Genomic DNA, 25,272 nt, shown 5'->3' on the forward strand with positions numbered 1-25,272 from the left:
GCTCACAAGGCACCTCCCTGGACGGGGGTGTGAGCGGTCGCCACGTCGAGATCGCGCTCCACTTCCTCGACCTCTTCATCGTCGACGCCGAGATAGGCGGCGATGACCTTCGGATCGTTGCGCACCTCGCTCGCCGTGCCGTCGGAGATCTTCTTGCCGTAGTCGAGCACGACGATGTGGTCGGAGATCTCCATGACGACGCCCATGTCGTGCTCGATCAGGAGCACGGAGACGCCATGCTCGTCGCGGATGTATTTGAGCAGCGTGTTGAGTTCGGCTGACTCGCGCGGATTCAGACCGGCGGCCGGCTCGTCGAGGCACAGGAGCACCGGATTGGTGCAGAGGGCCCGGGCGATTTCCAGCCGGCGCTGGGCGCCATAGGGCAGATCGGCGGCCGGATCGTCGGCACGGTCGAGGAGATCGACCCGGCGCAGCCACTCGATGGCCTTTTCCTTGGCGGCTTCGGCGGCGCGGCGATAGCCGGGAAGGCCGAGCAGCCCGCCGATCGTGTAGCCGGAAGCGCGCATCAACTCGTTGTGCTGGGCGACGAGCAGGTTCTCCAGCGCCGTCATGCCGCCGAACAGGCGGATGTTCTGGAACGTGCGGGCGACGCCGGCGATTTCGGTGATCTTGAAGTCGGCCATCCGCTCCAGAAGGAAGATCGAGCCGTCGTCGGCGCGGCGGTACTGCTGCCCGCCCCGCGTCAGTTCGGCCAGCGCCGCGTCGGAAACGGTGCCCTCCCGGCGCAGGGCGATCCGCCCCTCGGTCGGCTTGTAGAAGCCGGTGACGCAGTTGAAGACGGTGGTCTTGCCGGCGCCGTTCGGGCCGATCAGGGCGGTGATGTCGCCGCGGCCGACGTCGAAGGACAGGTCGTCGACGGCGACGAGGCCGCCGAAGCGCATCGTCAGATGCTCGACCGAAAGGACCGGATCGACAGCCCAGTTGCGATTGTTCTCGTTCATCAGTGACCCTCGCCCTGTGCGACGAGATCGGCGCCGATCGTCTTCTTTTCCTTGTAGATGGCCGAGGGCGTTCGGGTGGAGACGAGGCCGCGCGGCTTCCAGACCATGATCAGCACCATGGCGAGGCCGAAGATCAGCATGCGGTACTGGGTGGGATCGAAGCCGGCACCGAAGATCGCCTGGAGCCCGGTGAGATTTCGCAGGAGCTCGATGCCGCCGATCATCACCACCGAGGCGATGACGACGCCGAGCTGCGAGCCGAGACCACCGAGAACGACGATGGCGAGGATGATCGCCGATTCGATGAAGGTGAAGCTCTCCGGCGAGATGAAGCCCTGGCGGGTGGCGAAGAACGAGCCGGCGAAGCCGCCGAACATCGCACCGGTGGCAAAGGCCGTCAGCTTGACGTTGACGGTGTTGATGCCGAGCGAGCGGCAGGCGATCTCGTCCTCGCGCAGCGCTTCCCAGGCGCGGCCGACGGGCAGCTTGCGCATGCGCATCGTCACGAAGTTGGTGAGGAGCGCCAGCGCCAGGATGATGTAGTAGAGGAAGACGAAGCGCTGGATCGAGGAATATTCCAGCCCGAAGAAGTCCGAGAAGGAGCCCTCGCCGCGGGAGAATTCGAGGCCGAAGAGCGTCGGCTTCGGAATGCCGAGAATGCCGTTCGGCCCGCCGGTGAAGTCGTACCAGTTGAGCAGGACGACGCGGATGATCTCGCCGAAGGCGAGCGTCACGATGGCGAGATAGTCACCGCGCAGGCGCAGCACCGGGAAGCCCAGCATGACGCCCCACAGCGCCGCAAAGAGCCCTGCCATCGGCAGGCAGATCCAGAAGCCGAGATCGAAGTTCGTCGCGAGAAGCGCGAAGGAATAGGCGCCGACCGCATAGAACGCGACGTAGCCGAGATCGAGGAGGCCCGCGAGACCGACGACGATGTTGAGGCCCCAGCCGAGCATGACGTAGGTGAGGATCAGGATCGACAGGTCAAGGAGATAGCGGTCCTGGCCCGGCAGCAGCGTCATCAGAAGGAAGGGCAGCGTCAGCGCGATCAGGAGAAGGGTGATGCCGAGCACCTTGCCGATCGGCCAGCGGGCGGACGCGGCCGCCACCTTCTTCCAGCCGCCGATCGTCGGGCGCTCGCCGGCGAAGACGAAATAGGTCAGCAGGAACCGGCCGGCGAAAGCAATTCCGACGGCGATGATCCAGGATTTCGGATCGACCGTCAGATTGAGGCCGCCGACGGCGATGTCGGTCCGGAAGAAAAAGAAGAATAGCGTCAGGACGGCGACGAGCCCGGCGGTGACGCCGGCTTCCTTGAGGGCCCGGACGAGGCGGGTGTCGTCGGTCGGCGCCTCGACGAAGGGCGGTTCGCCCCGCATCGCCTCGCGACGCTCCTCGGACAGCCGCTCGGCGCCTTCCGGTCGGTTGGCGCTGGCGGAAGTGGTGCTATTTGCCATCTCGATCAGACCTTCTCGACCTCGGGCCGGCCGAGCAGGCCGGAGGGCATGAAGATCAGGACGATGGCGAGGATCGAAAACGCCGCGACGTCCTTGTACTCGACCGAGAAATAGCCCGACCAGAAGGTCTCGATGAGACCGATGGCAAGACCGCCGAGCATCGCGCCGGGCAGCGACCCGATGCCGCCGAGAACGGCCGCGGTGAAGGCTTTCACCCCGGCGATGAAGCCGATGTAGAAGTCGATGACGCCGTAATAGAGCAGGAACATCATGCCCGCGACGGCGGCAAGGCCAGCGCCCATCACGAAGGTCAGAGAGATCGTCCGGTCGACGTTGACGCCGAGGAGCGAGGCCATCTTGCGGTCCTGTTCGCAGGCGCGCTGCTGGCGGCCGAGCGAGGTCTTCGAGATCAAGAGCGAGAAGCCCGCCATCAGGACGACGGTCATCAGGATGATGATGATCTGGATCCAGGAAATCTGCACGACGATGCCGCTCGGCGAGTCCATCAGGGTGATGCCACCCTGGATCTGCGGCGGCAGCGGTTTGACTCGCGCGCCCTGCGTCACCTGGACGAAGTTCTGCAGGAAGATCGACATGCCGATCGCGGTGATCAGCGGGGCGAGGCGGAAGGAACCGCGCAGCGGCCGGTAGGCGACCCGCTCGATCGTCCAGCCCCAGGCGGCCGTGCAGATCATCGCGACGACGACCATCAGCAACAGGACGAGGGGCAGGAACGTGATTCCGATCGCCGCCAGGGCGAGAAACACCGCCAGGGCGATGAAGGAGCCGATCATGAAGATCTCGCCATGGGCGAAATTGATCATGCCGATGATGCCGTAGACCATCGTATAACCGATGGCGATCAATCCATAGATCGAACCGAGCGTTACCCCGTTGATCAACTGCTGCAGAAAATATTCCATCGACCGCCTTTGTGCCGGTTCTTATTGGTCAGGATGATCGGCGCGGCATCTTTTCGAGGTGCGCCGCGTCCGTGTGCATGATGAATTCCATAGCAGGGACGGCCGTGGCAAGCCACGTCGGCGAAAAAAGTCTCGCGCGCCGCAAAGGCGGTGAACGCTGGGGAAAACTCAAAGAGCGGCTCACCGCGACCGGAACGGCAGGTTGCGCTGTCCGATCGCGGCAATTCGAACCGCTTGGGCCGTGCCGAACGGATTGAAAGCGCCGCCCGCCTGCGACGAAAGTCTGAGGGCGGCGAGCGACGAATTGCCGCCTCCGACGCTGCAGGCGGCCTGCGACTCGGCGCGTCAGTCGCGCGCGGAGGCGCGCTCCTCGGTCGCTGATCGGTGCGCGGCGTGGTCGTGGGGGGGCGTTGTCCTCTCGTTCACTTGGGCAAGGCGGGCGGCGTCCTGGCCGCCGGCATCCGGGGGGCTGGCTTCCACCGCGCCGCGGCTTTCCAGCCACGTGGCGAGCAGCCACCACATCAGCGCCCAGGCGGCGCCCGCCGTCCAGCCCGCCAGCACGTCCGACGGCCAGTGGACGCCGAGATAGACCCGACTGATGCCGATGATCACCGTCAGGAAGACCGCGAGCCCGATCAGGAAGGCCCGAACCCGCCGGCGCGGCTCGACGCGGGAGAGCAGGATGCCGAGCGTCAGATAGGTGACCGCCGACATCATCGCATGGCCGCTCGGAAAGCTCGCGGTGTAGACGTAATCGCCATGGGGCACGAGGTCGGGCCGCGCCCGGTCGAATGTGCGCTTGAGGATCTGGCTCATCAGGAAGCCACTGGCGATCGCCGCGACGACCATCACCATCGAACGGCGCCTGCCGGAGATCCACAGATAGATCGCCACGAAGGCGGTGAGCATGATCAGGATGCCGGTGCCGCCGAGGGCGGTGACGTCGCGGCCGAACTCCTCCACCCAGCGAGGCCCGATCGGATCGGAAACGTCAGTGCTGGAGCGCAGGGAGAGCAGGATGTCGCGATCGAACCCCTTGGTGTCGCCCTCGACGACCTCGCCGGCGATGGACACGAAGGTCCAGATCGCCGCCGCCGTGAGGAGCGCGCCAACGAGAGTCCAGATCTCGACCTTCTGCCAGAGCCACAGGGAGAGCCGCTGGAGCCGCCGGGATGCGTCGCGAGTGTCGATCATGAAGAATGTGCCATTGGATGAAGTGTCGGAGAGTGCAACGCGCCGGCCGTTCAGGCGGCGGCAAGTGAAAGTATGCGCCGCGCCTCGTCGGGCGTCGCTGCCCGCCGGCCATGGGCCTCGCATCGCTCCACGGCAAGCCGCACCAGCGCGGCGTTCGACGGCGCGAGTTCGTCGCGGGACAGACGGACGTTGTCCTCAAGCCCCGTCCGGCAATGGCCACCCTCTTCGAGGCTCCAGTCGATCAGCGTCGTCTGGTGGCGGCCGATGCCGGCGCCGGTGAAGGTGGCGTCAGGGGCGAGGCGGTTCAGCGTCTTGGCGAAGAACGCAAAGCTATCCCGGTCGGCCGGCATGGCGTTCTTCACGCCCATGACGAACTGGACGTGCAGCGGCCCGGCAATCCGGCCGTCCTTCGTCATGGTGGCCGCTTGGAAGATCATCGACAGATCGAACGCCTCGATCTCCGGCTTGACGCCGTATCGGAGCATCTCCTCGGCCAGCCAGTCGACGAGGTCGGGGGCATTTTCATAGACGCGGGTGGGGAAGTTGACCGAGCCGGTCGACAGCGAGGCCATGTCCGGCTTCAAGGACAGCATGCCGCCGCGTTCCCGGCCGTTGCCGGAGCGGCCGCCCGTCGAGAACTGCACGATCATGCCGGGGCAGTGCTTGCGCACCCCTTCCATGAGACGGGCGAATTTCTCGGGATCGGAGGACGGCGTCTCGTCGTCGTTCCGCACGTGGCAGTGGACGAGGCTCGCTCCGGCCTCGAAGGCTTCGTGGGTCGATTCGATCTGCTCGGCGACGGTGATCGGCACCGCCCGATTGTCGGCTTTCTTCGGAAGGGATCCGGTGATGGCGACGGTGATGATCGTTGGTTGGCTCATGCTTCGATAAGTGGCCGTGCGGCGGAAAAGGGAAAGACCGAAACGGGCAGATGCGGGGTAAGCGTCCGCGGGCGAGGATAGGCGACCACAAAAACCGGCCTGAGCCAGATAGCCCTCGACCATGCCGCGGTAGCCGGAGCCGAAGAGGTTGAGATGAACGAGCGCTGGCCACAGGGCGTAGACCGGCGCGCGCTCGCGATGGCCGGCGGGAAGAGCGCCGTAGGCCTCGAAGAACGCCCCGGTGGGGCGCGCGAAGAGGCCGAGCATGGCGATGTCGATCTCGCCGTCGCCGTGATAGCAGGCCGGATCGATCAGGCCGGAGATCCGGCCTTTCGAGGCGAGCACGTTGCCGCTCCACAGGTCGCCGTGGAGGAGGGACGGCCTCGGCGTCTTCGGCAGGACGTCGCCGAGCCGTCGGCATAGGGCTTCGACTCGCCGCTCGACATCCGCGCCGGTGCCCCGGGCCGCTGCGAGCAGCCGGTTCTCGGCGTAAAAGCGCGGCCAGTCGTCGGAGGCCGTATTCCTGATCGCCAGTCTGTTGAAGGCGTAGTCGTCCTCCCAGCCATAGGCCTCGCCCGTCGTGTCGTGCAGCTTGGCGAGGACCCGGCCGAGATCTGTCCAGGCATGGGAGAGCCCGCCGTCGTCCGGAAGACGTTCGATCGCCAGCACCACGTCGTCGGCCGCGAAGACCTCCGGCGCGGGGACGCCCGCCGCGCGGATCGCCTGCAGCATCCGCGCCTCGGCGCGGGGCGAGGGGCTGGACTTCACCAACATCTCGCGGCCGTCGGCGAGCCGCAGGAACTCGATGCTCGACAGCGAGCCACCGGCGAAGGGACGCGTCTCTGCCACCGTGCTGCCGAGCAGGCCGGCGGCACGTTCGGCAAGATCGCTCATCGGCTCGCGGCTTCGGACTTGAGCCGTTCGACGAGTGCCTCGGCCCCCTCGCAGGCGTCGCTCCAGGCATCGTCGAAGGCCGAATCCTCTTCGTAATAGGGGTCGGTGACGGACTGGCCCTCCCGGCCGGGGACATGGTCGAGGAGGAGGCTCACTTCGGCTTTGCCGTCCGTCGGGGCGAGGCGACGTAGCCCGGCGAGATTTTCTGCGTCGAGGCCGACGACGTGGTCGAAACGGTAGAAGTCTTCCCGGGTCACGAGCCGCGCCTCTCGCGCGCCGATGTCGATGCCGTTCCTTCGCGCCACGGCCACGGCCCGCGGATCCGGCGGATAGCCGAGATGCCAATGGCCGAGCCCGGCGGATTCGACATGGACGTCAAGCCCCTCACGCTCGGCTGCAGCCCTGAAGGCGGCCTCGGCCAGCGGCGACCGGCAGATGTTGCCGAGGCAGACGAAGAGAACGGCGGGGGTCTCGCTCATGAGGGCTCCATCCGACGGCGGCGGGGTTCGGTCGTTCGGACGAAAGAGGTGGGGCGGGAGGGCCGATGGGCAAACCGCAACTCGGTGCGAGGCGATCGAGCGAAATGCCGCTCAGCCGTCGCACCGGAGCCGTTCGCGTCACCCCGGCAACAGACCGGCGACGCGGTAGCTTTCGATCAACGCATCGAAGAGCGAGACGTCCGCGCGGCTTCGCGCCAGAAGTTGCGCGCCCGCGACGGCGGCGAAGATCGCACGGGCCCGCGCTTCGCTCTCCCCGGAACCAGGCCCGGACGCGGCTGACAGCGCCCCGCTCAGCCACGCCACGTTGACGTCGGCGAACGTCTGGACCTCGTTCTTCACCGCCTCCGGCAGATCGTCGTATTCGGCCGCCATGAAGCTGCAGAGGCACATGCGATTGCCGTTTTCGAGCGCCTTGCGAAACAAGGCGGGATACTGGCGCAGGCTGCGAACCGGGTCCGAGTCTTCGGCCGAAAGGCGGTCGAGTTCGGCTGCCGTGTCCTCCCAGTAGCGCCGCGCGACCGCTGCGCCGAGCTCCGCCTTGGTCGGGAAGTGGTAGTGGATGCTCGCGGCCTTGATCCCCACCTCATTGGCGAGGTCGCGGAAATTCAAGCCGCCATAGCCGTGAGCCTGCGCGCTCCTTCTGGCAGCCGTCAGGATCGCCTCCCGAGTGTCTGATCTCATGGCGGAACCTCCACCCCAGTATGCTCACCTACCAAGTGGCAGATAAAACTTGACGGCAAGAATGGGAAGCGTAGGCTCATTCTACCATGTGGCAGGTAGATGGTAAACGTTGATGAGAATCCATGATTGGCCGACCGGTCCATACCCGGCCCGTGTCCGGATCGCTCTCGCCGAGAAGAACCTGCAGTCGCAGGTCGAGTTCGTGACGGTTGATTTGCGCAAGGGCGAACACAAGAAGCCCGAATTTCTCGTAAAGAACTACTCAGGGACGCTGCCGGTGCTCGAACTCGACGACGGAACTTTCATTGCCGAATGCACGGCCATCACCGAATATCTCGACGCACTCGACGGGACTCCCGTACTCACCGGTCGGACACCGCGCGAGAAGGGCGTCATCCACATGATGAGCAAACGCGCCGAATTGGAGCTGCTCGACGCCATCAGCGTCTATTTCCACCACGCCACTCCAGGTCTCGGCCCCGACGTCGAGATCTATCAGAATGCCGAGTGGGGGCTCCGTCAGCGCGACAAGGCCATCAGAGGCATGCACTACTTCGACGGTGTTCTGAGACGGCAGCGCTTCGTCGCCGGCGATGACTTCTCGATGGCCGACATCACGGTCATCGGCGGCTTGATCTTCGCTCAGATCGTGAAACTGCCGGTCCCGGTGGAGTGCGACGCTCTCGGGGCCTGGCACGAAAGGATGCAGGACCGACCCAGCGTGCAGAACTGGGCGGCGATGTCGGAATCGGCCGAGGTGCCCGGCTGAACCCAGCCGACTGGGTGAGAGCCCGGGCAGCGCCGATTGCCTGCCGACGCCCCTGACAAATTCGCGACGGGATCGCGATCGGCTCGCCGCTGATCGGTGGCCTGGGTCTTCTCACGGTCCAGGAAAGCTGCGGCAAAGCCCGTGCGTCCATCGCGGAAGCACCGCTTCAACATGTCGCGCGGCGGCAGCGCGGATGGATCATAAGCAAAAGCTCGGCCCGCAAGCGCCCGCAGATCCTCGCCGAGATGCGGAGGAATGCCTTAAGCAAACCGCAGCGCTGGGCGTTCGCATTTTTGGGTGGAAGTGGCTCCCCGGGCCGGATTCGAACCAGCGACCGATCGATTAACAGTCGAGTGCTCTACCACTGAGCTACCGGGGAATACGCCTGACGACGTTGACGCGGCCTATAGCAAAGCCTCTCGGCCTTTGCCAAGCCTTCGATGGAAAAAAGGCGGTTCATCTCGAGAAAAGGGTGCCAGCGGGCCGGGCGTCCAGGGGCGGTGCACGTGCCCGGAGCCATAGCCGTAGCGGGCGCGGCATGGATTGCGGGCGGCGCCCGGCCTGCCCATCTTCGCCCGAACGGGTTCAACGGCCCATCGGAGACTACGAATGGTCATGACGTCAGGCGATGCGAAGCGGCCGGACGGACGGGCGAATGCTTCGGAGGGAAGCGAACGGCCTCTCGCGGGCGGTCATCCGTCCCGCGCGGGAGAGGCGACCGATCACGGCGCGCCCGGCGAAGAGGCGGCGGCTTCGAACCCGCGTCCCAGGCTGAAGCTGTTCGGCCGGCAATTTCCGCTGCCGGCCTCGCGCCCCTGGCGCATCGCGCTCGGCGCTTCGCTGGTCGGCGGCGGTGTCCTCGGCTTCCTGCCGATCCTGGGTTTCTGGATGCTGCCGCTCGGTCTCTTCGTCCTTTCGGTCGACTCGCCGCTGGTGCGGCGGGGGCGGCGACGCAGCGAAGTCCGGTTCGCGCGCTGGCGCAACGCCCGCAGGGCTCGCCGCGCCGGGGCCGCCGAGGGCCGCGGTGCAGACACCGGGAACAACTGATCCACACGTCGTCAGGGGCTTTCCGCCTCGGCCATTCCTCGAAACGACGGCAGTTCCTTCACGCTTCGTTTGCCAAAGTGGGCGATAGATCCCGCGAATCGCTGGCCGGAACGGAGGCTTCAACCACCTCGAAACCGTAAGCGTCCAGAATGTCTCACGGAAGGGAGCCGGGCCGATGTCTCGCCTCCGAATGGGAGACTGTTCCTTGGACGCTCGCGTCGACCAGAAAGACCGTCCGATCTTCGTCGATCTCGACGGCACGCTGATCAAGACCGATCTGTTGTGGGAGACGCTGTTTCTCACGGCACGGCAATCCCCCGCACGGCTTCGCCATGTCTTCGGCTGGCGGGCGCAAGGCAAGGCGCGGCTGAAGGCGGGGCTCGCCGACGGCATCGAGTTCGACGCTGCGCTGCTGCCTTATCGCGAAGAGGTCGTCGAGGCACTGCGCCGCGCGAAGGCGGACGGCCGGCACATCGTGCTGGCCACCGGGTCGAACGAGCGGCTCGCCCATGCCGTCGCCGCTCATCTCGGCCTGTTCGACGCGGTCATGGCCTCCTGCGACGCCGTCAATCTCACCTCCAGCCGTAAGCTCGAGCGAATCACCGCCACATGCGGCGAGGACGGCTTCGACTATTTCGGCAATTCCCACGACGACCTCTGCCTGCTTGATGCCGCCGCCGAGGCGACCGTCGTCGCCCCGGATCGGGCGGCGCGCAAATGGCAGCGAGAGAACGGCGCGGAACTGATCCCGGCGAGCGGCAAGCCGGCAAGGGCCGCGCTGAAGGCCATGCGCCCGCATCAATGGGCAAAGAACGTCCTGATCTTCGTGCCGATGGTGCTGACCCACGAGTTCTTCAACGTCGCCATGCTCTTCGAGGCGCTGGTCGCCTTCCTCGCCTTCTCCTTCGCCGCCTCGGCGGTCTACATCCTCAACGACCTCGTCGACCTCACCGCCGATCGCAAGCACAAGACCAAGCGCAATCGCCCCTTCGCCAGCGGCACGCTGAAGATCCCGGACGGGCTGAAACTGGCGGGGGGGCTGTTCGGGGCGTCGCTGCTCTTGAGCCTCCTCCTGCCCTGGGCCTTCCTCGGCGTTCTCGCCGGCTATCTCGTGGCCACGACGGCCTATTCGCTGTTCATCAAGCGCATGCTGCTCATCGACGTCCTGACGCTGGCGGGGCTCTACACCACCCGCATCATGGCCGGCGTCGCGGCGACGGACGTCTCGGTCTCATTCTGGCTGCTGGCCTTCTCGCTGTTCTTCTTCCTGTCCCTGGCGCTGGTGAAGCGCTACACCGAGCTGATGGATTTCGGCACCGGCGCCGAGCGCTCCAAGACCGGCCGCGGTTATGTCGACGCCGACCTCGAAACACTTGCCCAGGCGGGGATGACGTCGGGCTTCGCCGCGGTGATGGTGCTGGCGCTCTACATCAACAGCCCGGAAGTGACGACCCACTACAACATTCCCTGGCTGGTCTGGCCGCTCTGCCCGATCCTGCTCTACATCATCGTCCGGATCTGGGTGCTCGCCCGGCGCGGCCACATGCATGACGACCCCGTCGTCTTCATGCTGCAGGACTGGCGCAGCCAGATGATGATCGCCGTCGGCGGCCTGATGTTCCTCCTGGCGGCCTATGCGTGAAGCGTCTTCTGACGGCCAGGGCAGCCGGGACCACGACAGCTGGGGCCGGCTGAAGCGACTGGAGCGCGCCGCCATGCCGGCCGCGGCCAGCGGGTGGCGGGTGGCGGGCAAGGGCGGCTTCCTGCCCTATGGCAATGGCCGCTCCTATGGCGACAGCTGCCACAACGACGCCGGCGTCCTCCTCGATACGCGGAACGGCGGGGCGCCGCGGATCCTCGCCTTCGACGCCGAGACCGGCCGTCTGACGGCAGAGGCGGGCGTGCTCTTTTCCGAGATCACCCGCCATGTCGGGCCCCATGGCTGGTTCCTGCCCGTCACGCCGGGCACGCAGTTCGTCACCCTCGGCGGGGCGATCGCCAACGACATCCACGGCAAGAACCATCATCGCCGCGGCACTTTCGGGCGCTGGGTCGAGGCGATTGAGCTTGAGCGCTCCGACCGCGGGGTCCTGGCACTCTCGCCGACCGAAAACGCCGACCTCTTCGTGGCAACGATTTCCGGAATGGGACTGACCGGGCTGATCCGCCGCGCGACCATCCGGCTGATGAAGGTGCCGTCCCTGTCGATTGTCGAGACGACGACTCGCTTCGGCGGGCTCTCCGACTATTTCGCCCTCGCCGAAGAGGCCGATGCGCGGCACGAATATGCCGTCGCCTGGATCGACTCCCTCGCCGGAGGCCGAAGTCTCGGCCGGGGGCATCTCATCTGCGGCGACCACGCGAGGGACGGCGACAGGTCGGGCGAAGCGTCCGGCCAGCTTGCCGGCGTGCCGTTCACACCGCCGGTCAGTCCGCTCGCGGGACCCTTCCTCAAAGCCTTCAACGAGGCCTATTTCCGCAAGGCGAAGGCCGGTACGCACAGCCGCACGGTTCCCTTCGCCGGCTTCTTCTACCCGCTGGATCGGATCGGCGGCTGGAACCGGCTCTACGGTCCGCGCGGGCTGCATCAGCATCAGAGCATCGTGCCCTTCGCCGATGCCGAAGCCGTGGTGCGCGCGCTGATCGAATGCGCCAAGTGCCATCGCCACGGCTCGTTCCTGACGGTACTGAAACGCTTCGGTGATCTGAAGAGCCCGGGGCTGACCAGCTTTCCGCGCCCCGGCTACACGTTGACCCTCGACTTCCCCCATCGCGGCGAGACGACGCTGAAGCTCCTTGCCGAACTCGACCGGATCACCATCGAGGCCGGCGGGGCGGTGAATCCGTACAAGGACGCCCGCATGTCACCAGAGACCTTCGCGGCGGGCTTTGCGAACTGGCGGCGGCTGGAGGCACAGCGCGACCCGGCAATGATGTCGGACTTCTGGCGGCGGACGGCGATGCGTCTTCCGGCAGGCGAAGCCGGATTCTTCACCGATACGGACAAGTCGACAGTTTCGCGGGAAACTTCTTTTACCATCCATGACGTAAAAGCCGGCGCCGGCGCCTGAGCCGCGAGGCGTCTTAACCCATCACTGAACTTCAGGCGCTATGACCATTCGTCAGTTAAGCCGCCTTCTGCTGGGATGAAAAGATCAGGCCGATGACAAAATACATCCCCTTCATTCTCTTCACCGTGCTGACCAACGCGGCAGCGCAGGTGATGCTGAAATACGGCATGATGCAGCTCGGCACGCTGAGCTTCGTCGGCGTCAATCCGATCCTGAAGATCCTGCAGATCGTCTTCAACCCTTGGGTCTTCCTCGGGCTGTGCACCTTCGTGATCTCGATGGCCTCGCATCTCTTCGTCCTGTCGAAGGTCGATCTGTCCTTCGCCTATCCCTTCCTGTCGCTGGCCTACGTCGTCGTCGCGGTCTTCGCCTATTTCGTCTTCCGCGAGGACGTGAACGCCATGCGTATCCTCGGCATCGCCCTGATCTGCGGCGGTACCTTCTTCATCGCCTGGAGCGGTGGACCGACCCACGCCGAAAGCGTCGACCGACAGGTGGCCGACGCCGTCACGCCCCTTTCCGACATTGAGAACGCTTCAAAGGTTTCGCAATGAAACACGTCATCTTCGGCGGCGATGGTTTCGTCGGCCGCCACCTCGCCAAGAAGCTCGTCGCCGACGGCGAAGAAGTCCTCGTCGCAGACATCGTCAAGAGCGAGTTGCCGCACTACGCCAGCGCCCGCTTCGTCCATTGTGACGTCACCGAACCTGCGGCCGTTGCGGCCGTTCCGATTGCCGCGGAAGACATGGTCTACAACCTGTCGGCCAAGATGCTGTCGCCGATCCAGGTGCGGGCCAAGCGCCACGACTTCTTCTATCCGGTGAACTATTTCGGCACCGAGAACATCATCCATGCAATGGACAAGGCCGGCGCGCCGAACCTCGTCCATTTCACCACCGACATGATCTACGGCCACACGGTCACCTATCCGATGACCGAGGAGCATCCGGTCTCGCCGCTCGGCGAATACGGCCAGTCGAAGCTCGACACCGAGATCCTCGCCGGTAAGTGGCGCGAGAAGGGCATGAACATCTCGCTGTTCCGCCCCCGCCTGATCATCGGCCCCGGCCGGCTCGGCATCCTGGAGAAGCTGTTCAAGCTGATCGACCACAATCTGCCGGTCCCGATGATCGGCTCGGGCAAGAACCCCTATCAGTTCATCTCGGTCTTCGACTGCGCCGAGGCCGCCCGTCTCGCCTGGAAGGCGGGCGTTCCGAACGAGGCCTACAATCTCGGCTCGCTCAACCCGCCGCCGGTGAAGAAGCTCCTCGGCGACCTGATCAAGCACGCCGGTTCGAAGTCGATCCTCATCCCGACGCCCGGGTGGGCGGTAAAGCGGACGCTCGATCTCCTCGACGCCCTCAACATGCCGCTGATGGATCCCGAACAGTATCTCATCGCCGACGAGGAATGCGTGCTCGACGTGTCGAAGGGCGCGCGCCAGCTCGGCTGGGTGCCGCAGCACCGCGACGAGGACATGCTGATCGCCGCCTACAGCGAATATCGCAACAAGCTCAGCGGTGCGGCCGGCAAGGTCGCCCCGCACGCGCAGCCGGCAGAGTGAGGGAAAGACCATGCTCGATCGCCCCGTGAATGCCACGCTCGACGCCGCGAACCGCCGTGGCCCCGCCAAGCCTCAGCTCCTCTCCGTCGAGGACGCCAAGGCGATGTCCGTCGAGACGATGGCCGATCTGTTCAAGGATCACATCAATCCCGGCCAGTTCCACTTCATGAAGCTGCTCGGCTTCCACAAAGTGAAGATCGAACGCGCCGAGGGGATGTTCTACACCGACCAGAACGGCCGGAAGATCCTCGACTTCTTCGGCGGCTTCGGCTCGCTGGCCCATGGCCACAACCATCCGCGCGTCCTCGCCGCCCGCGAGCGCTTCCAGGACGAGAAGCGCCACGAGATCGCCATCGCCTTCCTGTCGCAATATGCGGCGGCGCTGGCGAAGAATCTCGCCGCCTGCTCGCCGGGCGAGCTCGACATGGTGTTCCTCGGCTCGACCGGCTCGGAAGCCATGGAAGCGGCGATCAAGGTGGCAGAGCGCGCGTCCGGCCGGAAGAACTGCAAGATCGTCCACGCCGAGAATTCCTTCCACGGCAAGTCGAAGGGCGTCCTGTCGATCACCGACTCGACCCTCTATCAGGGTGATTTCCGCCTGGTCGACAACCGCGTCAAGGTGCCGTTCGGCGATCTGCCGGCGCTGAAGCGGGCGATCGAGAACGACTCAGACATCGGCGTCGTCGTCCTCGAGACGGTGCAGGGCGGCGGCGGCATCATCGGTGCGCCGACGGAATACTGGCAGGGCGTCCGAGCCCTCTGCGATCGCCACGACGTCCTGTGGGTCGCAGACGAGGTGCAGTGCGGCTACGGGCGCACCGGCAAGTTCTACGCCTTCGAGCATCACGGCGTCGTGCCGGACGTCACCGCTCTCGCGAAATCGCTCGGTGCCGGCAAGGCCGCCGTCGGCGCGATGATCGCCAAGCGCAGCGTCTACATGAAGGCCTATGGCACGCCGAAGACCGCGATGATCCACGCCCAGGCGACCTTCGGCGGCATCGGTGAGGCCTGCGTCACGGCGATCGAGGGCCTGGAGGTCCTCTATGACGAGGACCTGATCGGCAATTCGGCCGAGACCGGTGCCTACCTCTTGTCGCGGCTGAAGACGATCCAGGCGAAATATCCGCAGATCATCAAGGACGTGCGGGGGCAGGGGCTGATGATCGGCCTCGAATTCCACGATTTTTCGCGCACGCTGCCGCTCGCGCTCCGGCCGATGGTGGCGATGCTCGACGACAAGCTGAAGGGCTCGCTCTCCGGCTTCATCGGGGCACTGCTCTTGCGCGACTACGACGTCCTCGTCGCCTTCACCGAGTACAATCGCAACGTCATCCGCCTCGAGCCGCCGCTGATCTGCGGCGAGGACCATGTCGACCAGTTCTGCGACGCGCTGGACGATCTGCTCGGCAAGGGCATCGTCTCGATCGTCAAGGACTTCGTGAAGTCGCAGTTGGGCTGAGCGAAACCATTTCCGACAACGTGCCGCCCCGAAGACGGGGCGGCACCGCCAGCGCGATCAGCCGCCGTCGTCTGATGCTGCCTCGATTCTCGCTTCGGCAAGGTTCTGCTGGACGCGGATGAGATAGCGGCGAAACGCCTTGCGTTCACGGTCGGTGAAACCGGCGAGAGCTCGTCGCTCCAGACTCTTCTGGGCCTTCTGGACCTTTTCGACGAGGGCGGCACCCTCGTCAGTCAGATAGGCCTGGCTCTGGCGAAGGTCGGTCTCCGACGAACGCTTTTCCACGAGACCCTGCGCCACCAACCGATTGACGGTCTTCGTCACCGTCGGCGGTCGGACTGCGAGCCTTTCCGCCAGATCCCTCAGCGTGATCCCGCCGCTCTTGCCGATCGTGATCAGCACGTTGTCCTGACCGGGATAGATTTCCGTCGTGTCGAGGCTGTGCAAAAGGGCGGTTCTTGCGCTGCGTGCCGCGAGGACGAGCTGGCCGGTAACCGATCCCTTCTTCTTCTTTCGAGCCATCGTGCTTTTCGATCCTCGAAGTCCGTTGCAGATTGATCCGGCATCCGGTGTCTGTAAGGTTCGGACAAAATCCGTGGACAAGCGCCCGGTGAGATGTCGGGAACGGCTTGCCGCGTTATCTGAACCGGCGACGACGCATGGCGCCATGCACTACCAGTTCGAATGGTCGGATCAAAATGAAAACGCCTCGGCGCTACGAAGAGCTGACCAGTCCGGACATTGAGACGCTCGCGCCGCAACTTGGCGCGATGGTCGCCGTCCTGCCGATTGCGGCGATCGAGCAGCACGGGCCGCATTTGCCGCTCGGCACCGACGCCCATCTGGCCGACGCCATGGTGGAGACCGTGATCGCGCGGCTGCCGGACGATCTTGCCGCGACGTTCCTGCCGACCTTCCGCTTTGGCAAATCGACCGAACATACCGGTTTTCCGGGCACCCTCAGCCTCGACTGGCGGACGATGACCTCGGCCCTGATCGAGATCGGCGAGGGCCTCGCCGATGCCGGCTTCCGGCGCATCGTCATCGTCAACGCCCATGGCGGCAACACGCCGGTCATGGACACGGCCGCCCTCGAACTGCGCCGGTGCCGCGGAATGCTGGTCGCAACCTGCTCCTGGCTGCGCTTCGGCTATCCCGAGGGGCTTTTGCCGCAGGACGAGATCGACCTCGGCATCCATGGCGGCGCCGTCGAGACCGCCTTGATGCTGCATTTCCGGCCCGAGCTGGTTCGGCGTGAGAAGATTCAGCACTTCGAGACGCTGCAGGAGCGGCTCGCCGAGCGTCACACGCATCTGCGGGCCCATGGGCGGCTCGGCTTCGGCTGGATGGCGGGCGACCTCAATCGCCAGGGTGTCGTCGGCGACGCGCAATTGGCGACGCCTGAAATGGGCCGGGCCATTGCCGAGCACCAGGCGGAGGCTTTCGTCGCCTTCCTGCGCGACGTTCTGGCGTTCGATCTGAACGATCTGGCTCCCTGAGCGAGCCCAGCCGGAGCGATCCGGTGAAAGGAGAGCAGTCGATGGTCGATCACAAAAGTTCAAAGGGCGGGGGATCTGCCTCTCGACCCCACCGTCTCTGGCTGAAGGACCCGTTGGCGATTCTCGCCGAGGGTGCCGGCAGCGGCATCGTCGTTGAAGCTGGCCGCATCGTCGAACTCGTGCCGGCCGGCCTGACGCCGAAAGCGGCAATCGACGAAACCTTCGACGTCTCCCGCCACGTCGTGCTGCCGGGGCTGATCAATACCCACCATCATTTCTACCAGACGCTGACCCGGGCCCATCCGGCTGCGATGGACAAGGAGCTGTTTCCCTGGCTCCAGAGCCTCTATCCGATCTGGGGGCGGCTCGATGCCGAGAGCCTGCGAGTTGCCGCCCGGCTGGCGCTGACCGAGCTTCTCATGTCCGGCTGCACGACGGCCGCCGATCACCATTATCTCTTCCCGCAAGGGCTCGACGAGGCGATCGACATCGAGGTCGAGGAGGCGAAGGCACTCGGCATCCGCGTGACGCTGACCCGCGGCTCGATGGATCTTTCGCAAAAGGACGGCGGCCTGCCGCCCGATCACGTCGTCCAGGACGCCGACACGATCCTCGCAGACAGTGAGCGGCTGATCGGGCGCTATCACGATAGGTCGGACGCTTCGATGGTGCAGATCGCGCTCGCGCCCTGTTCGCCCTTTTCGGCGACCAAGCGGCTGATGCGCGAGTCCGCATTGCTCGCCGAGAAGCACGACTGTCGGCTCCACACTCATCTCGGCGAAACCGAGGACGAGAACCGCTTCTGCGAGGAGACCTTCGGCTGCCGGCCGCTCGACTATCTGGAAGAGGTCGGTTGGCTCGGACCTCGCACGTGGCTCGCCCACGGCATCCATTTCACCACCGAGGAATGCAAAAAGCTCGGCCGGCACAAGGTCGGCGTCTGCCATTGTCCGGCCTCCAACGCCGTGCTCGCCTCCGGTCTCTGTCCGGTCAAGGAGCTGACCGACGCGGGGGCGCCGGTGGGCCTCGGCGTCGACGGCTCGGCGTCCAACGACGGCTCGAACATGATCGCCGAACTGCGCAGCGCCCTGATGGTGCAGCGCTTGAACCATCGCTCCGCCGCGGCCTTCACGGCGCGGGACGCGATCGCCTTGGCGACGACCGGCTCGGCCACCTGCCTCGGCCGGCCGGAACTCGGCCGCATCGCCGTCGGGGCGCAGGCCGATCTCGCCCTGTTCACCCTCGACGCACTGCGCTTTTCCGGCGCCCACGATCCGATCGCCGCGCTCGTCCTTTGCGGCGCGCAGGGCGCCGACCGGGTCATGGTGGCCGGGCAATGGCGTATCGAGGACGGCATGCCGATCGGGGTCGACCTTGCGGCACTGCGCGAGGCCCATGGTCGGGCGGCTTTGGGCTATCGCTGAATGCGGCGAGGTGATGAGGGGCCGTTCGCGACGCGAATCGAGACGTGAAAGCGGATCTCGGACCAACGACTTTTCTGAAGTATTTGAATCGATGACAGTAATATCACCTTATTGTCGGTCATAATTCGGGTCATCCACTAGTTGCGACTCAGACATCGTCAATCCTGGTGTTAAAATCTTTGTAATTGAAAAGTACAGACGGAGATTGCCGATTTGTAAAACATCCGGATGTATCAATGGACAAAAGGCTCCATGGGATACGGGTCGGACTTGTTTCGCAATCGTCAAACCGTTCAGGATTGCGCTCCGCAGGCGCCAAAGGAAGATGACGAGAGGCTCGATCCGCTTCTCGGGTTTCCTGCCAGGGTCGCTCGCCGCTATGAAGCGGATTCGCGGCAGGAGCGGATCCGTCATCTGCGCACTGGCATCGTGGCAGGCATCCTCAGCTACAACAGCTACGACCTGATCAGTTTCTTCACCTTTCCGGACGTCGCGAACCAAGCGATCGTCTTGCGCCTGATCATCACGGCGCTTGCTGCCGCTGTCTGGTACTGGCTTCCCCGCCTGACGGCCTTCGGGCGCGAAATGCTGCTTCTCGGCGCGATGCTGGCGGCCTGTGCCGTGCCACTTTATCTGTTCGCTGCGACGAGGGCGCCGAACGGCGCGCTCAGCTTCATCGATTTTCTGCTGACCATCGTCTTTGGCATCGCCATTCTGCAACTGCGCTTCCCGGCCGCGATCGCGCTGACGGCGGTGTGCTGGACGGCCGGTCAACTGGTTGTGATATTTCGACCGGAGTTGACCTTCGATGCCCGCCTTGCCCTTTCCATGCAGCTTCTGATGGCGAGCTATTTCCTGCTCTTGAGCAGTTGGTTGATACAGCGGAGCCACCGCCAAGCCTATCTCGCCAACCTGCGCGAAACGGAGCGGTCACATGGCCTCGAGTTGGCGCGGCAGAGCTTCGCCGAACTCTCCATGACCGACGCACTGACCGGCCTCGGCAATCGCCGCTGCCTCGACGAGGTGCTGTCCGACTGGTTGGCGGAAAGTCGGTTGGGCCGCATGCAGTTTGCCCTGATCATGATCGATGTCGACCACTTCAAGGCCTATAACGACCGCTACGGGCATCCGGCGGGTGATCAGTGTCTGCGACAGATCGGTATCACGCTCGCCGGATTTGCGCGGCAGGGGAACCATGTCGTCGCCCGCTACGGCGGCGAGGAATTCGTCGTCCTGATGCGGGATGTCAGCCGTCCCATCGCCATCGACAGGGCGCGGGATATCGTCGGCGCGATCGCCGATCTTGCGATCCCTCATGCCGCCCGGCCAGACGGAGAGCGCCGCGTCACCGTCAGCGCCGGCATGACACATGTCGATATTGGCGCGGACCGCAGCGAGCAGGACGTCTTGGCCGAGGCAGACATCGCCCTCTACGGCGCGAAGCGGGGCGGCCGCGGGCGAACCGAACTGGCAGCCAAGAAGGTCGTCGAACTGGTGCCGAGAGCGCTGGCTTGAACGTCCTGTGCGCCTCAATCGCCGGCGACGAAGAACTGCAGTTTGCCGTCGGGCGTGATACCGAGGCGGTAGAAATTGTAGGCGCCGAAATCCACCATCGACTGGTAGTCGCCGGCGGTCACGATCTGTAACAGCTCGACGAGTTGGGGCTTGGTCAGCTTGGCGACGTCGACTTGGGTGAAATACGGCCAGACGTAGATTTCGTCGGGCGTATTCCGCTCGATCCTGGCGTAGCCCGAGGAAAGCAGGTCGAGAATGATGGCAAGGGTCTCGACGCCTTCGCCGTCGCCCGAGTTCTGTTTGAGAAACGCGATTGGGTCCGTCGGCGCATCGCCAAAGCTCAGTACCGTGCCGTCGTCACCCGTCTCGATCAGTGGTCGCAGCCGTTCGATGTCGCCTGTTCGGGCAACCTCGATCAGCTTGAGACGCGTGGCTTTCACCGGAGCGGGCAGTTCCACGTCGCCATGTCCGAACTCGGCGGCGAGCGGCACTGCGGAATCGGCATTGCCGGCGTAGGAGGCGCCGTCTTCGACGGATGGCTTGCCGACGCGCGGTCCGGTCCCGTCACGGATCGGTGCCGCCGGCTCGGCCTGATACCGGACCGGCGCGGAGGGCGAGCCTTCGCCTTTGGGTGCCTCCGGCCGAGCCCGTGTGAGGCCGCCGGTTTCCTCGTCCTCGGGAGAGATCGGCACCTCGCCTTGATCGGTACCTTCCGCATCGCCATCGCCTGATTGGCCGCGGCTTCCCGGCGTCGCACCGCCCCGATGCCGATCTTGCGACGAGGGCGTGTCCTTGCTCGGCTCACCGGCGGGAAGGTTCGGGCCGGATCGCTGCCGCTCGGTTCCAGGCAGGGGCGGGAGCGGCACCGCAATGATGCCGTCCTTGCCGCCGCCGAACCGGCCGCTGTCGCCCTCAAACTGGGAAAATGCGGCGGCGCTGTCGGCCGCCAAAAGCGACAAGCCGATCGAGGCGAAGCGAAAGAGCCTGTTCAGGGAAGGGGGCATCGTTGCGGCTGCCTCTGCTGCGAACGTGTCTTGACGGCAAAATGCGCCCCGAACATCCTGCCTGCCAAAAAAAGTGCCGAGCGGTGCGCGTCTTACTATTGGATCGTCCGGTCGGCGCGGAATTCGCCGTATTCCAGGCGCTTCCTCAGGGTCTCCATCATGACGACGACGTCGTCCTCCCCGTGCAGGCGTACGAGTTCGGTCAGAGCGGTGGTGATGGCGGTCTCGGCCAGGATCTCCGCCTCGATGCCATCCGACATGCCATCGGCCCATGCCTCGTTGTGATATTCGAGGGCAACCTGCTTCTTTTCCGCCTGGATCATCTCCTCCAACTCGGCGCCTTGTACATCGATCATGTGACCCCCTAAAATTCCCGGCCCCGTTTTCACCAGTCGTTAAGACCTAGCATGATCCGACGCGCTGGAGCGGGCAAAACCCAAGCGATCGTTAATCGAACGTTAACTGCCGTACCTGGACCCGATCTCCCGCGCCAGGGCGGCCCCCTCCTGCCGATAGCGGTTGACAGCGATCCGGGCTGCGCTGGTGCAACTGCGATAGGTCGCCGCGAAGGTCCGATAGCCGTTGTTGAAGCTGGCGATCAGCTGCTTCTTCTCAGCCTCGGCGGGTTCCTGTGCCGCGATCAGCTCCTGCATCTTCTGGCGCCAGATCTCGGCCTGGGGATCCCCGCACAGCTTGCGCAGGAAGTGCATCGAACCGAGGATCATCGCAAGGCGGCCGAGCGGCTGCATGTAGGCGGCCTCGCCCGGCTGCTCCGGAGCCGCTTCGCTCTGCGACTGCGCAGACGCGGCCGGGATGGCGGCCGGCACCATCAGAGCCAGGAATGCGACGACGAAGAGTCGGATGACGGACATGAAGACAGAATTCACCATTCGCTAACCATGCTGCAAGCGCGAGCAACAGGAGAGGGGCGTTATTCCCAGCCCTGCGTCCCGATGGCAACAGCCGATGCGCTAACAGGGCTAACGAGCCTTGCGCAGGCGGAGTCAGACGGGGTCGGATCGGCCGCGGCGCATGGCAAGGCAGCGCTCGATGACGGCGACGAGACCGGGTGTCGTCTCCCCGGCAGCCTCCCGCCGGGCGACTTCCGCAAGGTTCAGGATCTCCAGCGCCTCGGCGTCGTCTGCGGCTCGAGGCAGGGCGTCTGCGGCGAGATCGCCGGCGAAAACGGCAATGACGGCATGGGACCGTTCGCCGATCGCTTCGTGCAATGTGATAAAGTCAAGGTCGCCGGCGACGATTCGGGTTTCCTCGAAGAGTTCTCGCTTGGCGGCGCCCCGAAGGGCCTCGCCGAATCGAACCCCGCCGCCGGGAAGGCTCCACAGGCCGCGATAGGGCGTCTTGCCGCGCCTGACGAGAAGAACGTCCTCGTCCTTCGACAGACAGACGGAAACGCCCAGCAATGGTCTTTCGTGGCTCTCCAATCCGGTCTTCTCCCTACGCGTTGCGGACAGGTCGCTCGCCCGCGCGGCGCCGACGCGGCGACGCGGGGAGAGCCTGAACGATGCCCGGCCGCTTTGCCTTGACTGCAACGCCAGAAACGGTGGCGCGATGCTTCGGCCTTCAGAGGATCGACGATTTTCCGCCGCGCCCGGCTATCCTGCCGACACAGCCGATCATGGTGGTGCTCGGCGGCAGGGAGGAAAGGGCGGAAGCTTTTGCCGACGGGCCGGCCGCGCAACTGGTGCGCTGGGGACTGATCCCTGGCTGGTTCAAGGCGAGTGGGCGATTGCCGGCCATGTTCAACGCGCCGGCCGAGACGGCGGCGGGCAATCCGGCGTTTCGCGGCGCGATGCGCCATCGCCGCTGCCTCGTCCCGGCGACAGCTTTCTATCGCCGGACGGGCGGCAAGAGCCGGACGGAACCGTTGTCCCGCTTTACCCTCGAAGATCTACCGGTGTTTGCGATGGCGGGGCTGATGGAGCCCTACATGGCGGCGGATGGAAGCGAAATCGACACGGCGGCAATCCTGACCGCGCACGCCCTTGCGTCTGACGTGGGGCAAGTTGACCGGCTGCCGGTCATCGTGCGGCCGGCAGATTTCGGCCGCTGGCTGGACTGTCGCGGCAATGGCCCGGGAGATGTCGCCGATCTCCTCCGGCCGCTGGCTGCGGCGGACTTCACCGTCGAGACTATATCGTAGCGAGCGAGGGCCGAACGTGCCGGCCGTCGCCATCATCTCAAAAAGCGCCGAAGACGTCGGGACGAGGTCCGTTGCGCGGACCGTCCGGGAACTACTCCGCTGCGATCAGCGAAACGGTCTCGGCCTCGTCCGAGCGGCGCGTCGCCGGAGCGACCTTGCGGCTGGCATGGCTGGCGGCGGCGATCGCCGGGATCGCGATGGCGCGGTAGTTGCGGGCGAGGTCGATCTCGTTCTCGCGTTCTCGCCTGGAGCGGAATTGCAGGTTGTCCTGGGTCGTCATGTCATGCTGCTCGCATCTTCGGGGTTGATCGGTCCACTCAAGACCGTCGATTGCGCCAGATTGAAGACATTCGCTTACACTTTCTTGCCGCTGATTCCATCGGCGCGAAGGAGCCGGCGAACGTGACCCGTCTGCGACAGCCAAGGCGCTGAAAACGGGCAATATTTTCTGCTGAATCGGCAGATGCAAGCGTTTCTTTTCGCACGGCTTCGAGGGCTCAAATTCTGTGTCGATCCGAAACGAATCGTCAGGCTGACGACGCCGCATGTGACGGTTTCGTGAACCCCGGATCAGGAGCGGGAATCGGCCTCCTGTAGCTCCCGCGCCGCCACGGATCCTTCGGCGCCGTCCGGGGCCGCGAGAATCGCCATTGCCGGCGACATCCTGTAAGGCGTGGCGAAATCGAAAAAGGCGAACCGGCTGCGGCGAGCCGCCGCGGAAATGGGGCGGGACATGAGCGAAGACGACGGCTTTCTCGGGCTGAAACTCTACAACACCATGACGCGGACGAAGGAGGACTTTCGGCCGCTCGACTGGCGCAGTGGCGCGATTGCCGAAAAGGACCGGCGCGTGCGCATGTATGTCTGCGGGCCCACCGCCTACGACTACGCCCATATCGGCAATGCCCGGCCGGTCATCGTCTTCGACGTCCTGTTCCGCCTGCTCCGCCACCTCTATGGCGCCGATCACGTCGTCTATGCCCGCAACATCACCGACGTCGACGACAAGATCAACGCGCGGGCGGCGCGGGATTATCCGGGTGTTCCGCTGAACGAGGCGATCGGGCGGCTGACGGCCTGGACCGCCGAACAGTTCCACGCCGACGTCGCTGCGCTCGGCTGCCTCGAGCCGACCTTCGAGCCGCGCGCCACCGCCTATGTCAGCCGCGACGACGGCCACGACATGATTTCGATGATCACCGCGCTGATCGAAAAGGGCCATGCCTATCAGGCCGGCGGCGAAGTGCTCTTCGACGTCACCTCGATGGCCGATTACGGGCGGCTGTCGAACCGCAAGCTCGACGACCAGAAGGCCGGCGCCCGTGTCGCGGTGGATGCCCACAAGAAGAACCCGGCGGATTTCGTCCTGTGGAAGCTGTCGTCTCCCGAGGAGCCCGGCTGGGATTCGCCCTGGGGCCGGGGCCGGCCGGGCTGGCACCTGGAATGCTCGGTGATGTCGGAAGCGCTGCTCGGCGAGACCTTCGACATCCACGGCGGCGGCCTCGACCTGATCTTCCCGCACCACGAGAACGAGATCGCCCAGTCGCGCTGCGCCCATGGCAGCGGGACGATGGCCGAGGTCTGGATGCACAACGGCTTCCTCCAGGTGGAAGGCCGGAAGATGGCGAAGTCGGAGGGCAACTTCGTCACCATCCGCGAGCTTCTGGAGACGGAGAAGTTCGGCGGGCGAAAGTGGCCGGGCGACGTGCTGCGGCTTGCGATGCTGATGACGCATTACCGGGAGCCGATCGACTTTTCTGTGCGGCGGCTGGAGGAGGCGGAGGCTGTTCTTGCGCGCTGGCGTCGTGTCGCGACTGACGAGGGTGCAACATCAGGAAGCGAGTTCTCGTCAGAGTTTGTCACCGCCTTATGCGACGACCTCGACACTGCGCGAGCGATGCAAATTTTGCATCGGCATTTCAATCTTGGTCGCTGGGCTGAAGACCCCATGCTCCGACACGAGAAAGAGGCTGTGTTCGGGTTTGACAACTCATCTTCAGGTTTCACAGATCCCGCCCAGCGAAAGGCCGCAGCTTCGATAGGTCTTTCGTGCCTAAATCTCGTGGGTATCAAGCTCAATACGTCGAACGAGCTGGAGGAAGGTGAGATGGCGCAAATCGCCAAACGCCTCGCCTTCATCCGCGACAAGAACTGGGCTGAAGCCGACCGCATCCGCGACGAGCTCCTCGAAAAGGGCATCCAGCTGAAGGACGGCAAGGACGCCGCGACGGGAGAGCGGACGACGACCTGGGAGGTCAAGCGCTGAG

General features: G+C 65.0%; 25 protein-coding genes, 1 tRNA gene and 1 pseudogene. 12 read left to right on the forward strand and 15 right to left on the reverse strand.

Annotated elements, in window-relative coordinates; translation table 11 throughout:
* Positions 1–2: 2 nt before the first annotated feature.
* From GTK09_RS19595 to GTK09_RS19625, 8 genes and pseudogenes are all read right to left on the reverse strand, one after another.
* Positions 3–962: an ABC transporter ATP-binding protein gene (locus tag GTK09_RS19595; protein WP_163465132.1), complete on the reverse strand. Its 960-nt coding sequence runs from the start codon at positions 960–962 to the stop codon at positions 3–5.
* A complete protein-coding gene (gene livM / locus GTK09_RS19600; protein WP_163465133.1) occupies positions 962–2,419 on the reverse strand; it encodes a high-affinity branched-chain amino acid ABC transporter permease LivM in 1,458 nt (485 codons plus the stop codon). The genes GTK09_RS19595 and livM overlap by 1 nt, the downstream gene beginning before the upstream one ends.
* 5 nt (positions 2,420–2,424) lie before the next feature.
* A complete protein-coding gene (locus GTK09_RS19605) occupies positions 2,425–3,342 on the reverse strand; it encodes an ABC transporter permease subunit (RefSeq protein ID WP_163465134.1) in 918 nt (305 codons plus the stop codon).
* 345 nt (positions 3,343–3,687) lie between these two features.
* On the reverse strand, positions 3,688–4,536 hold the full coding sequence (locus GTK09_RS19610) for a phosphatase PAP2 family protein (protein ID WP_163465135.1): 849 nt from the start codon (positions 4,534–4,536) through the stop codon (positions 3,688–3,690).
* 50 nt (positions 4,537–4,586) lie between these two features.
* Entirely contained in the window at positions 4,587–5,417 is an 831-nt protein-coding gene (locus GTK09_RS27225) for a 3-oxoadipate:acetyl-CoA acetyltransferase (protein WP_203561125.1), read from the reverse strand.
* A gap of 117 nt (positions 5,418–5,534) precedes the next feature.
* Positions 5,535–6,311 (reverse strand): annotated as a pseudogene (locus tag GTK09_RS27230) (fructosamine kinase family protein); the annotation flags it as partial.
* Positions 6,308–6,790, reverse strand: coding sequence for a low molecular weight protein-tyrosine-phosphatase (locus GTK09_RS19620; RefSeq protein ID WP_163465137.1), 483 nt, complete (start codon positions 6,788–6,790; stop codon positions 6,308–6,310). The pseudogene GTK09_RS27230 and the gene GTK09_RS19620, both read right to left, overlap by 4 nt.
* A gap of 138 nt (positions 6,791–6,928) precedes the next feature.
* Complete coding sequence (locus GTK09_RS19625) at positions 6,929–7,492, reverse strand: TetR/AcrR family transcriptional regulator (RefSeq protein WP_163465138.1); 564 nt, start codon at positions 7,490–7,492, stop codon at positions 6,929–6,931.
* A 112-nt stretch (positions 7,493–7,604) separates the two neighbouring features.
* Here GTK09_RS19625 and GTK09_RS19630 point away from each other — a divergent pair, with 112 nt between their 5' ends.
* Positions 7,605–8,261, forward strand: a complete 657-nt coding sequence (locus tag GTK09_RS19630; protein ID WP_163465139.1) for a glutathione S-transferase — start codon at positions 7,605–7,607, stop codon at positions 8,259–8,261.
* A 304-nt stretch (positions 8,262–8,565) separates the two neighbouring features.
* Here the strand turns inward: GTK09_RS19630 and GTK09_RS19635 are convergent.
* A tRNA-Asn gene (locus GTK09_RS19635) sits at positions 8,566–8,640 on the reverse strand.
* A 230-nt stretch (positions 8,641–8,870) separates the two neighbouring features.
* Between GTK09_RS19635 and GTK09_RS28170 the strand changes: the two genes are divergently transcribed.
* From GTK09_RS28170 to GTK09_RS19665, 6 genes are all read left to right on the forward strand, one after another.
* Positions 8,871–9,308, forward strand: coding sequence for a hypothetical protein (locus tag GTK09_RS28170; protein WP_376768021.1), 438 nt, complete (start codon positions 8,871–8,873; stop codon positions 9,306–9,308).
* 205 nt (positions 9,309–9,513) lie between these two features.
* Positions 9,514–10,950, forward strand: a complete 1,437-nt coding sequence (locus GTK09_RS19645; RefSeq protein WP_246218013.1) for a UbiA family prenyltransferase — start codon at positions 9,514–9,516, stop codon at positions 10,948–10,950.
* Complete coding sequence (locus GTK09_RS19650) at positions 10,943–12,379, forward strand: FAD-binding oxidoreductase (RefSeq protein WP_376768022.1); 1,437 nt, start codon at positions 10,943–10,945, stop codon at positions 12,377–12,379. Before GTK09_RS19645 ends, GTK09_RS19650 begins: the two co-directional genes overlap by 8 nt.
* 92 nt (positions 12,380–12,471) lie before the next feature.
* Positions 12,472–12,933, forward strand: a complete 462-nt coding sequence (locus GTK09_RS19655) for a DMT family transporter (RefSeq protein WP_163465140.1) — start codon at positions 12,472–12,474, stop codon at positions 12,931–12,933.
* Positions 12,930–13,943, forward strand: a complete 1,014-nt coding sequence (locus GTK09_RS19660; protein ID WP_163465141.1) for an NAD-dependent epimerase/dehydratase family protein — start codon at positions 12,930–12,932, stop codon at positions 13,941–13,943. The genes GTK09_RS19655 and GTK09_RS19660 overlap by 4 nt, the downstream gene beginning before the upstream one ends.
* A gap of 10 nt (positions 13,944–13,953) precedes the next feature.
* Positions 13,954–15,402: an aspartate aminotransferase family protein gene (locus GTK09_RS19665; protein ID WP_163465142.1), complete on the forward strand. Its 1,449-nt coding sequence runs from the start codon at positions 13,954–13,956 to the stop codon at positions 15,400–15,402.
* A 57-nt stretch (positions 15,403–15,459) separates the two neighbouring features.
* On the opposite strand, the gene GTK09_RS19670 is transcribed toward GTK09_RS19665, so the two are convergent.
* A complete protein-coding gene (locus GTK09_RS19670) occupies positions 15,460–15,924 on the reverse strand; it encodes a MarR family winged helix-turn-helix transcriptional regulator (protein WP_163465143.1) in 465 nt (154 codons plus the stop codon).
* A gap of 176 nt (positions 15,925–16,100) precedes the next feature.
* On the opposite strand from GTK09_RS19670, the gene GTK09_RS19675 reads away from it, so the two are divergent.
* The 3 genes from GTK09_RS19675 (at position 16,101) to GTK09_RS28050 (ending at position 19,840) form a co-directional block, all read left to right on the forward strand.
* The gene (locus GTK09_RS19675) at positions 16,101–16,901 is read left to right on the forward strand and encodes a creatininase family protein (RefSeq protein ID WP_163465144.1); all 801 of its coding nucleotides are present in this window, start codon (positions 16,101–16,103) and stop codon (positions 16,899–16,901) included.
* Positions 16,902–16,942: 41 nt separating this feature from the next.
* Positions 16,943–18,325: an 8-oxoguanine deaminase gene (locus tag GTK09_RS19680; protein ID WP_163465145.1), complete on the forward strand. Its 1,383-nt coding sequence runs from the start codon at positions 16,943–16,945 to the stop codon at positions 18,323–18,325.
* 429 nt (positions 18,326–18,754) lie between these two features.
* Positions 18,755–19,840, forward strand: a complete 1,086-nt coding sequence (locus GTK09_RS28050; protein WP_163465146.1) for a GGDEF domain-containing protein — start codon at positions 18,755–18,757, stop codon at positions 19,838–19,840.
* A gap of 14 nt (positions 19,841–19,854) precedes the next feature.
* Here GTK09_RS28050 and GTK09_RS19690 read toward each other — a convergent pair whose 3' ends face one another.
* The 4 genes from GTK09_RS19690 to GTK09_RS19705 all read right to left on the reverse strand — a co-directional run bounded on the left by GTK09_RS19690 (position 19,855) and on the right by GTK09_RS19705 (position 22,265).
* Positions 19,855–20,844: a hypothetical protein gene (locus tag GTK09_RS19690; protein WP_163465147.1), complete on the reverse strand. Its 990-nt coding sequence runs from the start codon at positions 20,842–20,844 to the stop codon at positions 19,855–19,857.
* Between the two features lie 95 nt (positions 20,845–20,939).
* On the reverse strand, positions 20,940–21,200 hold the full coding sequence (locus GTK09_RS19695; RefSeq protein WP_163465148.1) for a hypothetical protein: 261 nt from the start codon (positions 21,198–21,200) through the stop codon (positions 20,940–20,942).
* Positions 21,201–21,302: 102 nt separating this feature from the next.
* Complete coding sequence (locus tag GTK09_RS19700; RefSeq protein WP_163465149.1) at positions 21,303–21,716, reverse strand: TIGR02301 family protein; 414 nt, start codon at positions 21,714–21,716, stop codon at positions 21,303–21,305.
* 132 nt (positions 21,717–21,848) lie between these two features.
* Complete coding sequence (locus GTK09_RS19705; protein ID WP_163465150.1) at positions 21,849–22,265, reverse strand: NUDIX domain-containing protein; 417 nt, start codon at positions 22,263–22,265, stop codon at positions 21,849–21,851.
* A 101-nt stretch (positions 22,266–22,366) separates the two neighbouring features.
* Between GTK09_RS19705 and GTK09_RS19710 the strand changes: the two genes are divergently transcribed.
* Positions 22,367–23,005, forward strand: coding sequence for an SOS response-associated peptidase (locus tag GTK09_RS19710; RefSeq protein ID WP_163465151.1), 639 nt, complete (start codon positions 22,367–22,369; stop codon positions 23,003–23,005).
* A 91-nt stretch (positions 23,006–23,096) separates the two neighbouring features.
* On the opposite strand, the gene GTK09_RS19715 is transcribed toward GTK09_RS19710, so the two are convergent.
* Positions 23,097–23,285, reverse strand: a complete 189-nt coding sequence (locus GTK09_RS19715) for a hypothetical protein (protein WP_163465152.1) — start codon at positions 23,283–23,285, stop codon at positions 23,097–23,099.
* 453 nt (positions 23,286–23,738) lie between these two features.
* On the opposite strand from GTK09_RS19715, the gene cysS reads away from it, so the two are divergent.
* Positions 23,739–25,271, forward strand: coding sequence for a cysteine--tRNA ligase (gene cysS / locus GTK09_RS19720; protein ID WP_163465153.1), 1,533 nt, complete (start codon positions 23,739–23,741; stop codon positions 25,269–25,271).
* Position 25,272 lies beyond the last annotated feature (1 nt).

The organism is Jiella pacifica, assembly GCF_010500815.1.
Classification (GTDB): domain Bacteria; phylum Pseudomonadota; class Alphaproteobacteria; order Rhizobiales; family Rhizobiaceae; genus Jiella; species Jiella pacifica.